This window comes from Polyangium jinanense (assembly GCF_028435265.1).
GTDB lineage: Bacteria > Myxococcota_A > Polyangia > Polyangiales > Polyangiaceae > Polyangium > Polyangium jinanense.
Map to the genome: position 1 here is coordinate 22,878 of NZ_JAGTJK010000003.1, position 13,293 is coordinate 36,170.

The window sequence follows — 13,293 nt, forward strand, 5'->3', positions numbered from 1 at the left end:
GTGACACGCGCCTGGCTTTCTGGCATGGGTAGGGCGCCCCCTCACGTCCCTCCCGATGCCAGATACAGCCATGTCCACCGCCGAAGCGGCCTCGCGCGAGAAGGTGCGCGACCGCGTTCTCTTCGTCGTCGTCCTGACCGTGTTCCTCGACCTCGTCGGGTTCGGGATCACGATTCCGCTCTTGCCGTTTTACGTGAAGCCGATGGTGTCCGAAGAGTGGTCGGGCACCGTCACGGGAATGCTGATCAGCAGTTATTCGCTGGCGCAGGCGCTGGCGACGCCGTACCTCGGGCGTTTGTCCGATCGGTTCGGCCGGCGTTTGGTCATCGTGCTGAGCCTGCTCGGCAATGCGGCGAGCATGGTGCTCTTCGCGGCGGCGGTGCACTACCAGGTGCTCTGGTGCCTGTTCGTGTCGCGTGTGCTCGCGGGGGCGACGGCGGGCAACCTGGCCGCGTGTCAGGCGGCCATCGCGGACGTGACGGACAAAAAGGATCGCGCGGCGGCCATGGGGCGGCTCGGGGCGGGGATCGGGCTCGGGATGATCATGGGGCCGGTGATCGGCAGCATGACGGCCAAGATCGCGACCTGGGCGCCGCCGATCGCGGCGGCCGTGATGGCCCTGGCCGACCTGATCCTCGCGGCGGCGCTCATGCCGGAGACGCGTCCCGTGCGCGAGCCCGAGCGCGGCGGGCACGACGCCTATCGTGGCCCCACGCGGGACGAGCCCCGGAAGGAGGCGACCTTCACGGAAATCGTCTCCGACAAACGCGTCGTCACGATCCTGCAGATGTATTTCTTGACGTTCATGGCCATGACGGTCCTGAACGTCGCGTTCCCGCTCCTCTCGCATGATCGTTTCGGGTGGACGGGTGAGCAGGTCGGCTACATGTTCGCGATCTTCGGCGTATCCGGGGTCGTGATCCAGGGCTTTTTGATCAAGCGCCTCTCGGCGCGTTTCAGCGAGCTCACGCTGGTCGAGTGTGCGGCCGCGCTCATGCTCGCGGGCTTGCTCTTCGCGGCGTTCTCGATGCATTCGTGGATGATGGTCCTCGCGAATGTCCTCATCGGCGTGGGCGTGGCCATCAACAACCCGTCCATTTCGTCGCTGGCGTCGAAGTTCGCGCGGGAGGACCAGCGGGGCACGGTGCTCGGCTATGCGCAATCGACGGGGAGCTGGGCGCGTACGATCTGGCCCGTCACGTGGGGCTTCATGTACAACCGCGTGGCGCCGATTTCACCGTTTCTCGGCGCCGCGGCCGGGGCGGCGATGTTGCTCGGTGTCGCGTTGATGTTGCACAAGCAGGCGGCGCTGGCTTCGGAGCAGGGGTAGGGGAGTCAGGGGGGAGACGGGGTATGGTGAGCGGCACGCCGCCGCGTACCGCTGTTAAAACCCGTTCAGCTCGTCCACCACCTGGAACAGCGCGCCGAGATCGTAAAAATCGACGGCCACGAAATTCGGGATCTGCCCGCCCTCCGTCTGGCATTTCTTCGCCCGCGCCGACAGCACCTCGTACGCGTTCGCCGTCTCGCCCCGCTCGGGCGTCGGGAGCGGCCCGATCCAGTGGTTCAAGAGAAACAGATCGTTCCCCTGCGTCCCCCGATTCGGCGCGCAGTTGAAGTCCTCCACGCTCTCGAACGAATACGGCGTGTCCCAGGCGATGTCCCAGAAGTGGTGATACCACGCGGGCGGCGGCCCCTCGTCCTCGGCGCCCACGACGAGCTGCTTTCCGTCGAGCAAAAGCTCCCGCAGCGTCGGCCAGGGGGCTCCGTCCTCATGCGCGTACGTGCGACCTGCGAGCCCGGCTTTCTCGAACACGCCCGCCGTCTCGTCGGGCGTGATGCCGTCCTGGATGATGAGCGTCACCACCTCGTGTGGGTGTGCGTCGAGGAAGACGCGCATCTCGACGAGCGCGTCCACGAGGAGCGTATGCCCGAGCTCGCAGATCGAGTGGCAGAGATAGAGATCCTCGTTCCAGCGGTGCGTATCGATCAACATCGCGCGGATGCCGTCTTCGAGCTGGCGTTTCATGCCGAAGTTCTGGTTCGGCGCGGCCCAGCCGAGCTCGAACGAGGACATGGCATTGTGCGTCGCGGGGAACGCCACCGCATCGAAGGGCCTGTCGCAGAGCTCTGCGCGGCCGTTGCATTCGGAGGGCGGTGGGGGCTTTTCGGGCCCCGGGTCCGGATTCGCCGGATCCCCGGAGCCGCAGGCGAAAAGCCCGAAGGAAGCGGTCCAAAGCAAAGCGTGAAGCGAAAAGCGTGTCCCGTGCACGCCCGCGAGCGTACACGGGATCGTCACCTGCGAGAAGTACAGCGTTCGACGCTTGGGGGCTCCGCTCGGCAGAGCCGAGCTATGCCCCCAAACCCCCTCAGCGCGCCTTCTTGATGCCGAGATCCACCTGGAGTTGCCGGCGGATCTTCTTGACGTCGGCGTTCGAGAGCTGCCGCAGGAGCTCCGCCACGTGGGCGCGCTCGTCCTCGGCCGGGAAGGTCAGGATGTAGAGCGGCGGCACGTCGAAGCCGAGCGCGAGGCGCTCGATCGTCTGGATCGTGATGGCGGCGAGCCCGTGCTCGACGCTCGAGAGGTGGCCTTTCGACAGTGCGCTCGCGTCCGCGAGGGCGGCGAGGGACATGTTTCGCTCGAGGCGCAGCTCACGGATACGGGCGCCCACCTGCATCGCAAACGGATCGGGAACGGATCGTCGGGGCATGGTCCTCGTCTTTCTCGGGCCAAAAAAGCGCGGCCCGACCGGCGAAACACGCCGGCAAGTCGTAAGTTCGTCGAAATGGAAGTCCCCGCGTGAATCGGCCGGATCTCACGGGGCCAGCCATCATGCACGTCCTCGGACGCACGGAGAATCAAAAAATGGTCCTCGATCGGACGTTTTACGTCCTACCGTGCCCGACGCGCCGTGACGCGGCGCGCGGGGCACGGTGGGACGAATTTTGTCCTAGCTGCGCTTGACGCGGATGCCGGTCTCCTCCTGGATCCGGCGGCGGATCTTGCGCACGTCGGCGTTCGACATCTCGCGGAGCAGCTCCGCCGTCTTCGCGCGCTCGTCGTCCGCGGCGAACGTGAGCAGGTAGAGCGGGGGCACGCCGAAGCCGAGCGCGAGCCGCTCGATCGTCTGGATCGTGATGGCGGCGAGCCCGTGCTCGACGCTCGAGAGATGGCCCTTCGACAGATAACAGGCGTCGGCGAGCTTGCCGAGCGACAATCCGCGCTCCTTGCGCAGCTCACGGATACGGGTGCCGACCTTCAGTGCAAACGGCTCGGGAACGGTTCGTCGCGGCATGATGATATGGTTCTCGGGCGACCCGGAAAAAAGGATCCCCGACCGGCCCTCCTGTGCCGGGATCTCTGAGGTTTCACGAGGACGTCTCTCCGTCCTCGCTGCGAAAGACTCGATCGCGAGATCGGGCGCGCCGGCGACTTCTCCGCGCCGCGCCGAACCCATCGAACGCGTCCATCTTGCATCCATTGGACGAACTCGTCACGCGCGAATTGTGAGTGGTAGGACATTGTTCGTCAGGGGACCGGCCTCCTTCCATCACCACGTGCGAGCGTGTATCTTCGTTCCGTCGTGGCGAACATGGATGCCGGCTTCGAGCGGATGGGGGCGCACGGGTCCCGACGAGAAGGAGCGATCCTCGTCGTGCGCTGGACCGGCGAGGTCACGCGGGACGACATGAAGGCCCTCTACGCGCGCATCGACGAGATGAGCCGCGACGAGCCCGCGGTCTATTGCCTCTTCGACAGGGCGCACTCGATCTCCGTGACGCGCGACGCGCGCGTCTGGGCCGTCCGCGAGGCCAAGGGCGCCAAGGCAATCCGCGGCGTCGCCGCCGTCGGCGCGTCCTTCCCCGTGCGTGTCCTCGGGACGATGCTGAACCGCGCCACGGACGCGCTCCTCAGGCACGGCGTGCCGCTCGCGTTCTTCGATACCGCCGAGGAAGGCCGCGCTTACCTCGAAGCCGAGCGGAAGAAACACGCCGCCCTTCGCTGATTTCGAATTCTCCGCATTCGCAAACGCAGCTCGGCCCGCCCTCCCGGCAGTTGACGATCGGGGGGGCTCGACCGGAGGTTTCCCGTGAGGGCGGCGTAGCGGCCCGGAGGCCTGTGGCTCTTCCGGTCTGGCCTCGCGCCCCGGGAGGCCATCGTGGGGGAGCCGAGCGGCGCGCCGCCGCGCGGATGGGATACGTCCGCGCCGAGGCCGGAAAGCACCATTCGAATCGAATCGATCCGGGTCGACTCCGATCACGGCACGCTCCGCGGCTGCGACGAGCCGAGCGGCTGGCGCTTTTCCGATCACGACTGCCCCGAGCCCGAATGGACGCCCGCGTCCCACGTCCCCGTGAGCCATACCCTCGGCGAAAAGGTCCGCCTTTCGCTCACCCTCGACGCGGCCGCGGTGCTGCCTGGCCCCGCCACCCTGAAGGGCGAGGGTCCGGGAGGGATCCAATTTCGACAAACCCTTCCGGTCTCTCCCGGGACGTCGGTGATCACGCTCGTATCCGACAATCCGCTTGCGCGCAAGCTCGACGATCTCTCGTTCGACGTGCGCTGGTCCGCGTCCGAGGCCGCGATCGTCGCGCCCGCCGTCACATCCATTCCCATGCTCGTCACGATGGGGCCGCCGCGCTCCACGCCCATCGCGCCCTACAAGGAAGACGGCGCGACCCCGCGGCGCGTGGCGAAGGCCGTGGAATGGGCGAAGCAGGCGAACAGCCTGGATCCGCACGCCATCGTCGAGAGCTTCCTGCGCCGATTCCCGTATTACGCTCTCCTCCCGAACCCCGACGTGCCCGCGGAGTACGACCACCCGCGTTATTTCAACGAAGTCGGCGGCGCCTGGCCGATGGTCGATTACGTCGCCGCCTCGGGCGAGTGCCAGGCCATCGTGCGCCTCGTGCGGGGCATGCTCGCGCAGATCGGCGCGCCGGGCGAGGCGCGCATGCTCGTCGTCTGGGCCGATCCGGATCAGGGCAACGGCGAAAAGCCCCTCGTCGCCGATTGGGAGAAGGAGCCTCGCGCGGGTTTGTCGAAGACGATACAGGTCGGCGAAAAGCGCCTCTCCGCGGCGCTCGTGGACGGCCCGGTCGTGGAAGGAAAAACCTACCCGCCCTCGCATACCCGCCTGCCCGACGGTAAGGTGAGCCCCGGCCTCAACCGATACGAGGCGTGCCTCGAATTCTCGCACGGCGGCACGACGCGTTATTATTGTGGCGGTGTCGGCGTCCTCTCCTCCAAGCACGACATCCTCAAGGTCTTCTGGGGCCTCGTCTGGGTCGAGTTTCTCCCGGACGAGGGATTTCGGGTCGAGAAGATCGTGCGGCGATACCGGAACGGCGAGGCATCGCCGCCCCGTGAAACCGCGCGCGACCGCATCCGCTCGTTTTTTCGTCGTTTTGCGAGGCGAATCTCATGAAATGGCTCGACGACATCGAAACCGCGCAATCCGAGGGCTTCGACGATCTCGACGGCCGCGCCGACGTGCCCGGCCAGGCCCTCGCCGAATCGAGGCACTGGGCCCGCACCCTGTTTGCCCAGGGAAAAAGCCCTTACGACGCCGCCCGTCCCGTCCGGCGCCTGGTCCATCGCGCCACCAAGGCCGCGCCGGATTTTCTGCGCCACGAATACGACGTGGACGACCTCCACCTCTCGATCGTCGAGGGCCGTTCGTTCGTGTTCGTCATCGTCTCGCGAGACAGCCTCGACGTGCTTGCGCTCCCCGAAGGCGAGCGCGCCGGGGCCATCGCGCGGATCGCCGCCACGCTCTTTCACCCCGTCTGCGTCTCCGGCGGCGTCTGCTTCCGCTTTCCCGAGCGCATCGAAGAAGGCTCGTTTTTCTCGACGAACCCAGATCTCGATCCGCGGCTCCTCGGTGCCTGGCAGGATCGCCTCGACGCCGGCATCCGCGGCGGCGAGCTCGTCTTCCTCGCCTACAAGCGTTTGCCCTGGATGGCCGGCTTCGCCGACCCCTTCGCGTGGCTCCGCGAGGGCGAACGGATCGATCAAAAGCCGCGTTTTCGTTTCCCGTTCCGGAGATCAGGCCCCAAGCGCAAGCGCCGCTGAGGGCCGGACTCGTCCATCGCCGAGGGGCGAGGGTGCTCGCAGGATCTCCTCCAGAATCGCGTCGGCCTCGTGCGCCACGCCGTCGAGCGCCTGCCCGAGCCGCGCGTGATCGGCCGCGTCGAGCGGCGCGAGCCCGAGCCGCGCGCGCACCCCGGAGACGCGAATCGCGACCCCCTCGCCGTATTGATACCCTTCGATCCACGGCCCCCGCTCGATTTCCGCGCGGAGCCGTTTCATCCGCGCGTCGAACGCGGCGCGCTCCTCCGCGGTCCGCTCGTGCGTACCGAAATGGTGCATCGTCGCGGCGGGCTCGAAATCGCCCTCGATCGCCAAAAACCCCTCCGTGAGGGCCGCGCGTGTCGCCTCGAAACCCGCGCGCCGGAGGAGCGCGCCGTCCAGGCACATCTCCCACGTGACGTGCGCGAGCAGCCCCATTCGTTTCGCCTCGAGCTGTGCCTCGCGAATGCGCGCCGCGACGAGCTTCTCCCCTTCGAGGAAGACGCGATCGCCGTGAAACCAATGGTCGACCGCCACGTGGTGCCGGATCCCCACGAGCACCTCCGCGAGCCGGCCTCCGAGCAAGCCGCCCATCTCGACGGGACGGCACGGCCGCACGCGCCTGTCCGCCATTCGCCAGAGGTCCGGCAGCATCGCGCCCGCGCCCGCCGCGCGTGAGCCCGTATGCGCCTCCGCGAGGTGCCTGTGCAGGAGAAAGTTCACCTTCGAAGCCTAGCACGCCTTCGTTCTTGCTCGGGCTTTCCATCGCGCCTCATGCGTGCTAGCCACGAGTCGCCCACGGGACCGGCCCCCCGGGCTCGGCCCTGGGCAGGAGACGAACATGAAACGTTTTGTGACTTCCTTGATCATGCTGGCCCTCGCCGGCGTGGGTTCCCTCATCGGCTGCAGCGACGACTCGAACAATACGACCGGCGGCCCCGGCGGCGGCGGCGGAAACGGCGGAAACGGCGGAAACGGCGGCGGCGGCGGCGGCGGCGACGTCCTCATCCCCATCGACGACATCGGCACCGCGACCGCCAAGTTGTACTGCGGGCTGGTCTACTCCTGTTGCACGATGGCCGAACAGGACAAGGCGTTCGAGGGCATTACCCCCAAGCCTCAGAACGAGGCCGAGTGCGCGCAGACCTTCAAGGGCATTTATGACATGCTCGTGCTCCCGCGCCTGAAGAAGGCCGTCGGGGAGGGCCGCATGGAGTACGACGGATATGTCGCGGCGAGCTGTCTCGACAAGCTCGAGGGATCCTGCACCGTGATCAACGGCGATCCTTTCGAGTCCGACCCCGAATGCCAGAGCGTTTTCATCGGCAAGGTGGCCGACGGCGGCGATTGCAGTGGCGACGACGAGTGCGCGGGCGCCGACTCCGTGTGCGTGGGCGATACCGATACGGAGCTCGGCAAGTGCCAGCCGCGCGGCGCGGCCGGAGCGGCGTGCGAGTTCGACGACGACTGCGCCACGAATTATTGCGACTTCCAGACGAGCATGTGTGCCGCGCAGAAAGCCGTCGGCGAGGCGTGCGCTGGCTTCAGTCAGTGCAAGGACTCGTATTGCGACTCCGTGACCAGCGTCTGCACGGCCAGGAAGGCCGACGGCGAGGCGTGCGTAACGCCCGACGAGTGCAGCGGCACGTGCGACTCGATGACGAGCACTTGCACCACGCCCGCGCCGATCTGCGACGGGATGTGACGTCCGCGCGGCGGTAGCATTCCTCGGCCCTCCCCACTGCTCCTTCCCACATACCGCCCCCCGCGGCCCGTCGCCTGTCGCCTCAAAGCGTCGTCCTCCGCCGGAGACACCTCCCGGGCAACCTGCTAGAGTAGCGCCGCCCGGGAGGGAACCCGGAATCGGAGGAGGACATGGAAGCGGCGCAAGCGAAGATCGGCCTCGTCGGCCTCGGGGTGATGGGAGAAAACCTCGCCCTCAACATCGAGCGGCATGGTTTTCCCATCGCCGTCTACAACCGCGAACCCCAGAAGGTGGACCACCTGCTCGCCACGCGCGCGAAGGGTCTCCGTTTCTTCGGGGCGCACAGCCCGGCCGAACTCGCGCGTGTCCTCGAACGTCCGCGCAAGATCATCCTGCTCGTGAAAGCGGGCCAGCCCGTCGATTGGACCGTCGACCAGATCCGTCCGTACCTCGAGCCCGGCGACATCATCATCGACGGCGGCAATTCCTGGTACGAGGACACCGAGCGCCGCCAGCGCGAGCTCGGCGCATCGGGCATTCGTTTCCTCGGCTCGGGCGTCTCCGGCGGCGAGGAGGGCGCGCTCTGGGGCCCCTCGCTCATGCCCGGCGGCGAGCGCGCGGCCTACGAGGAGATTCGCCCGATCTGGGAGGCCATTGCGGCGAAGGTCGACGACGGCCCGTGCGTCACGTACATCGGCCCCGGCGGCTCGGGCCATTTCGTCAAGATGGTCCACAACGGCATCGAATACGGCGACATGCAGCTCATCGCCGAGGCGTACGACATCCTCCATCGTGGCCTCGGCTTCTCCGCCGATCGCCTCGCCGAGGTCTTCGCGCGCTGGAACGAGGGCGTCCTCTCCTCGTTCCTGATCGAAATCACGGCCAAGATCTTCCGCGCCAAGGACTCCGAGACCAGCGCGCCGCTCGTCGACCTCATCCTGGACAAGGCGGGCCAGAAGGGCACGGGCCTCTGGACGTCCAAGGTCGCGCTCGACCTCGGCGTCGCCATTCCCACGATCGACGCCGCCATCATGGCGCGCCTCCTCTCGGGCAAGAAAAACGAGCGAATCGAGGCCGCGAAGGTCCTCGAAGGGCCTCGGCCCGGCGCATTCCAGGGCGACGAGAACGAAATCGTCACGGCCGTGCACGACGCCCTCTATGCCGCGAAGATCTGCTCCTACACGCAGGGCATGGCCCTCCTCCGTGCCGCCTCGGACACCTTCCACTGGGACCTGCCGCTCGGCGAGATCGCCCGCATCTGGAAGGGCGGTTGCATCATCCGCGCCCAGTTCCTCGACGGCATTCGCGAGGCCTACGCGAAGCGCCCCGACCTGCCGAGCCTGCTCCTCGACGACCGGTTCCGCGAGGCGATGGCGAAATCGCAGCCCGGTTTCCGCAAGGCCATCGCGTTCGCGCAGAGCCTCGGCATTCCTTGCCTCGCGTTCTCGTCGAGCCTCGCCTATTACGACAGCTATCGCTCGGCGCGCCTCCCGCAGAACCTCACCCAGGCCCAGCGCGATTACTTCGGCGCCCATACCTACGAGCGCGTCGACAAACCCGAGCTCGGCGCCGTGCACACCGACTGGCCCTCGCTCGTCGGCTGAGCGAAGTAGGGGCTTCCCCGCACCCGTCCGGTCGCCCCGCCGCTCGTTTTCGCTCCTCTCCGCTCGCCTGCCTGCCTGCTCGTTCTCTCTATCGGCCGCTCGTTCGCCCAGGAAAGCAGCAACGCCGCCCCCCTGATTCCCATCGAATGCTGCTGGATGCGCCCGCGGCGCGCTCGCCGTGCGGACGTCCGAGAAGGCACGAGGATGGCGGCACTCTTTCGTCCCTGGACCAATACGGCCTTCCGGATCGCGCTCATCGGTATCGTGGGCGGCGCCTTCACGCTCGTGGCCGCTCCCATGATCTGGGTGCGCACGCCGAACTGGCGAAAGCAGCTCGATCCGGTCGATCAACCCGTCGAGTTCGATCACCGGCATCACGTCCAGGATGACGGTATCGATTGCCTCTATTGTCACAAGGAGGCGACGGTATCCGCCACGGCCGGGATCCCCTCGACCGACCTCTGCATGGGTTGCCACAACCAGATCTGGAACAAGAGCCCCATGCTCGAGCCCGTCCGGCGGAGCTACTTCTCGGGTTTGCCCATTCCGTGGAATCGCGTCAACGACGTCCCTGATTTCGTCTACTTCAATCACGCGATCCACGTGAACAAGGGCGTCGGGTGCGTCAGTTGCCACGGGCGCGTCGACGAGATGGGCCGCGTCTACCAGTTCGCCGACCTGAGCATGAACTGGTGCCTCGATTGTCACAGGCAGCCGGAGAAGTTCGTCCGGCCGCTCGATCGGGTCACCGACATGACGTGGAAGGCCGCGGATCAAAGCACCCTCGGGCCGTACCTGGTCCGCGAATACGGCGTTCGAAGCGTCACCAACTGCACCGCCTGCCATCGATAGGAGAGCACCTTTGGGCAACGACGTACGCGCGCTCTGGGAGAGGATCCTCGCAGGCAAGACGGGCCGCGATTACTGGCGCAGCCTCGCCGAGCTCGTGTCCGAGGGGTCGCCGCCGGAGGACAGGCAAAGGGAGTTTCCCGAGGGGGCGGACGAGCGTCCGGACGAACCCTCGCGCCGCAACTTCTTGAAGCTCCTCGGCGCCAGCATGGCGCTCGCGGGCGTCACGGGCTGCGTCAAGGACCCCGTCGAGAAGATCCTGCCCTACACGATCCGTCCGCCCGAGGTCACGCCGGGTCTGTCCAAGTATTACGCGACGAGCATGACCCTCGACGGATTCGCGACGGGCCTGCTCGTCGAGAGCCGCGAAGGGCGACCCATCAAGATCGAAGGCAACCCCGAGCATCCGGCCAGCCTCGGCGCGGCGGGCGTCCTCGAGCAGGCGTCCATCCTCGGCCTTTACGATCCGTACCGCGCGCGGGCCGTCATGCAGAAGGGCGCGCTCACGTCGTGGGATGCGCTCGCGACGGAGCTCGCACGTCCGCGCACCGATCGGGGCGCCGGCCTCCGCATTCTGATCGAGCCCACGGCCTCGCCGCTCCTTGCGAGCCAGCTCGGCCGGCTTCTCGCGGCATATCCGGCCGCGCGCGTCACCGTGCATTCGTCGACCGAGACGGGCGCCGCCGCGCAAGGGGCCGCGCTCGCCTTCGGCCGCCCGCTGGTGCCGCAACTCGACCTCCGGAACGCCTCGGTCATCGTCTCGCTCGATTCGGACTTCCTCGACGGGCAGGGCATGCATTTGCGGCACTCGCGCCATTTCGCCGAGCGCCGCCGCCCGGGCTGGCCGAACCCCACGATGAACCGGCTCTACGTCGTCGAGAGCATGCCGAGCTGCACGGGCACGGTCGCGGATCACAAATTGCGCCGGCGATCGAGCGAGATCGGCACGTTCGCCGCGGCCCTCGCCGCCGAGATCCTCCTCGGCGGTAAGCCCCCTTCGGCCGTCTCGCCCGATATCATCATGGCGCTCCGCCCATTCCTCGGCCGTGAAGAGCGCGCCCTCGTCGGCGCTATTGCGAGGGACCTCGTCCGCGCGGGGAAAGGCGGCCTTGTCATCGTCGGCGACCGGCAACCCGCGCACGTCCACGCGCTCGGCGCGCTCGTGAACTCCGTCCTAGGCGCCTTCGGCTCCACGGTCTCCATGACCGATCCCATTCTCTGGAATCCTGCCGCGGCCGGGCAGGACCTCGCGGCGCTCGTCGCCGAAATGCGCGCCGGCGCCGTCGACACGCTCGTCATCCTGGGAGGAAACCCCGTCTACACCGCGCCGGGCGACCTCGATTTTGCCGGGGCGCTCGGCAGCGTCCGCCAGAGCTTTTACCTTGGCCTCTACGCGGACGAGACCGGCGCGCGGACGACGTGGTTCGTCCCGGAGACACATTACCTCGAAGCCTGGGGCGATGCCCGCGCGGGGGACGGGACAGCGTCCGTCGTGCAGCCGCTCATCCGTCCGCTCTTCGGCGGCCGCACGGACGTGGAGATCCTCGCGACTCTGCTCGGCGACATCTACCCGAGCGCGCACGCCCTCGTACGTGAGCAATGGCGGACGCTGCTCGGCGAGACCGATTTCGAGGCGCACTGGGAGGCGACCTTGCGCCGCGGCTTTTTGCCCGGCTCCGAGGCCCCCGTTGTCCGGGCCGAGCTCGCGCCGCCTGGGATCGCAGCGGCCCTCGCGACCCTCGCCGCCGCGCCCGCACCCGCGCCCGACCGGTACGAGCTCGGGTTTTACCACGATTCCAAGGTTCACGACGGCCGGTTCGCGAACAACCCGTGGCTCCAGGAGCTGCCCGATCCAACGACCAAGATCACCTGGGACAATGCGGCGCTCATGAGCGTCCGCACGGCGAGCGAGCTCGGCGTCGCGAACGACGACCTCATTGAAATCACGCTGCCCGGGTTCGATCCCACCGTGCCCGCGGTCACGACGAGCCCCCCGCCGGCCACGACCATCGTTTTGCCGGTGTTCGTCCTGGCGGGCCACGCCGATCGGGCCATTTCCTTGCGCCTCGGGTACGGCCGCGGGGCGGCATTGCCCGTCGCCGAGGGCGTCGGGAAAAACGTCCAGCCCCTCCGCCGCCAGGGCCGCTCGTTCCTCGACGGCGCGTCCGTGCGGCCCACGGGCGAGAAACACACCCTCGCGCAGACCCAGAAGCACTGGGAGCTCCACGACCGGCCGATCGCTCTGGCCACGACGCTCGAAGCATACCGCGACAAACCAGAGTTCACGCGCGGGCAGAAGGGCCCCGTGCTCTCGATCCTGCCCGCGGACGATTTCAAGGGCGACCAGTGGGCGATGAGCATCGACATGTCGATCTGCACGGGCTGCAGCGCGTGCGTCGTCGCCTGCCAGGCCGAGAACAACATCCCCGTCGTGGGCAGGGAGGGCGTCCTCCGGAGCCGCGAAATGCACTGGCTCCGCATCGACACCTATCACACGGGCGAGGTCGACACCCCGGAGGTCGTGCATCAGCCGATGCTGTGCCAGCACTGCGAAAAGGCGCCGTGCGAGTACGTCTGCCCGGTGAACGCCACCGTCCATAGCCCCGACGGGCTCAACGAGATGGTCTACAACCGCTGCATCGGCACGCGGTTCTGCTCGAACAACTGCCCCTACAAGGTGCGGCGGTTCAACTGGTTCGACTGGATGGAGGAGAAGCCCGGGTTCAACGGCGACATCCGTACGCTCCAGAAAAACCCCGACGTCACCGTCCGCGAGCGCGGCGTGATGGAGAAGTGCACGTTCTGCGTGCAGCGCATCCGGCGCGCCGAGATCGACGCTAGCATCGAGCGCCGCGCCATTCGCCCGGGCGAGGTCACGACGGCCTGCGCGGACGCGTGCCCGACGCGCGCCATTCGGTTCGGGTCGCTCGCGCACAAGGAGACCGACATGGTCCGCTGGCGCGAGGAGCCGCGCAGCTTTGGCGTCCTGCACGAGCTCGGCACGCTTCCACGCATTCGATACCTCGCCACGATCAAGAACCCGAACCCGGAGGTGGGTTGAT

Annotated in this window: 12 protein-coding genes; 8 read left to right on the plus strand and 4 right to left on the minus strand. The window is 67.6% G+C overall.

The window, feature by feature from the left end:
• The first annotated feature begins 70 nt into the window (after window positions 1-70).
• Window positions 71-1,330 carry an MFS transporter gene (locus KEG38_RS08695; RefSeq protein ID WP_272418645.1) on the plus strand — a complete coding sequence of 420 codons (1,260 nt, stop codon included), beginning with the start codon at window positions 71-73 and terminating at the stop codon, window positions 1,328-1,330.
• Between the two features lie 54 nt (window positions 1,331-1,384).
• On the opposite strand, the gene KEG38_RS08700 is transcribed toward KEG38_RS08695, so the two are convergent.
• The 3 genes from KEG38_RS08700 to KEG38_RS08710 all read right to left on the minus strand — a co-directional run bounded on the left by KEG38_RS08700 (window position 1,385) and on the right by KEG38_RS08710 (window position 3,296).
• Complete coding sequence (locus KEG38_RS08700) at window positions 1,385-2,299, minus strand: phosphoinositide-specific phospholipase C-related protein (RefSeq protein WP_272418646.1); 915 nt, start codon at window positions 2,297-2,299, stop codon at window positions 1,385-1,387.
• A 70-nt stretch (window positions 2,300-2,369) separates the two neighbouring features.
• On the minus strand, window positions 2,370-2,711 hold the full coding sequence (locus KEG38_RS08705; protein ID WP_272418647.1) for a helix-turn-helix domain-containing protein: 342 nt from the start codon (window positions 2,709-2,711) through the stop codon (window positions 2,370-2,372).
• A gap of 240 nt (window positions 2,712-2,951) precedes the next feature.
• A complete protein-coding gene (locus tag KEG38_RS08710; RefSeq protein ID WP_272418648.1) occupies window positions 2,952-3,296 on the minus strand; it encodes a helix-turn-helix domain-containing protein in 345 nt (114 codons plus the stop codon).
• Between the two features lie 297 nt (window positions 3,297-3,593).
• On the opposite strand from KEG38_RS08710, the gene KEG38_RS08715 reads away from it, so the two are divergent.
• From KEG38_RS08715 to KEG38_RS08725, 3 genes are all read left to right on the plus strand, one after another.
• Window positions 3,594-4,007: a SpoIIAA family protein gene (locus tag KEG38_RS08715; RefSeq protein ID WP_272419260.1), complete on the plus strand. Its 414-nt coding sequence runs from the start codon at window positions 3,594-3,596 to the stop codon at window positions 4,005-4,007.
• 153 nt (window positions 4,008-4,160) lie between these two features.
• Window positions 4,161-5,429, plus strand: a complete 1,269-nt coding sequence (locus KEG38_RS08720; protein WP_272418649.1) for a hypothetical protein — start codon at window positions 4,161-4,163, stop codon at window positions 5,427-5,429.
• A complete protein-coding gene (locus KEG38_RS08725; protein ID WP_272418650.1) occupies window positions 5,426-6,076 on the plus strand; it encodes a hypothetical protein in 651 nt (216 codons plus the stop codon). The genes KEG38_RS08720 and KEG38_RS08725 overlap by 4 nt, the downstream gene beginning before the upstream one ends.
• Here KEG38_RS08725 and KEG38_RS08730 read toward each other — a convergent pair.
• Window positions 6,050-6,796: a hypothetical protein gene (locus KEG38_RS08730; protein ID WP_272418651.1), complete on the minus strand. Its 747-nt coding sequence runs from the start codon at window positions 6,794-6,796 to the stop codon at window positions 6,050-6,052. The genes KEG38_RS08725 and KEG38_RS08730 overlap by 27 nt on opposite strands.
• Before the next feature lie 118 nt (window positions 6,797-6,914).
• Here KEG38_RS08730 and KEG38_RS08735 point away from each other — a divergent pair, with 118 nt between their 5' ends.
• The 4 genes from KEG38_RS08735 (at window position 6,915) to KEG38_RS08750 (ending at window position 13,292) form a co-directional block, all read left to right on the plus strand.
• On the plus strand, window positions 6,915-7,778 hold the full coding sequence (locus tag KEG38_RS08735; protein ID WP_272418652.1) for a hypothetical protein: 864 nt from the start codon (window positions 6,915-6,917) through the stop codon (window positions 7,776-7,778).
• 170 nt (window positions 7,779-7,948) lie between these two features.
• Window positions 7,949-9,382, plus strand: a complete 1,434-nt coding sequence (gene gnd, locus KEG38_RS08740; RefSeq protein WP_272418653.1) for an NADP-dependent phosphogluconate dehydrogenase — start codon at window positions 7,949-7,951, stop codon at window positions 9,380-9,382.
• A gap of 204 nt (window positions 9,383-9,586) precedes the next feature.
• A complete protein-coding gene (locus KEG38_RS08745) occupies window positions 9,587-10,234 on the plus strand; it encodes a cytochrome c3 family protein (RefSeq protein WP_272418654.1) in 648 nt (215 codons plus the stop codon).
• 10 nt (window positions 10,235-10,244) lie between these two features.
• Complete coding sequence (locus KEG38_RS08750) at window positions 10,245-13,292, plus strand: TAT-variant-translocated molybdopterin oxidoreductase (RefSeq protein WP_272418655.1); 3,048 nt, start codon at window positions 10,245-10,247, stop codon at window positions 13,290-13,292.
• Window position 13,293 lies beyond the last annotated feature (1 nt).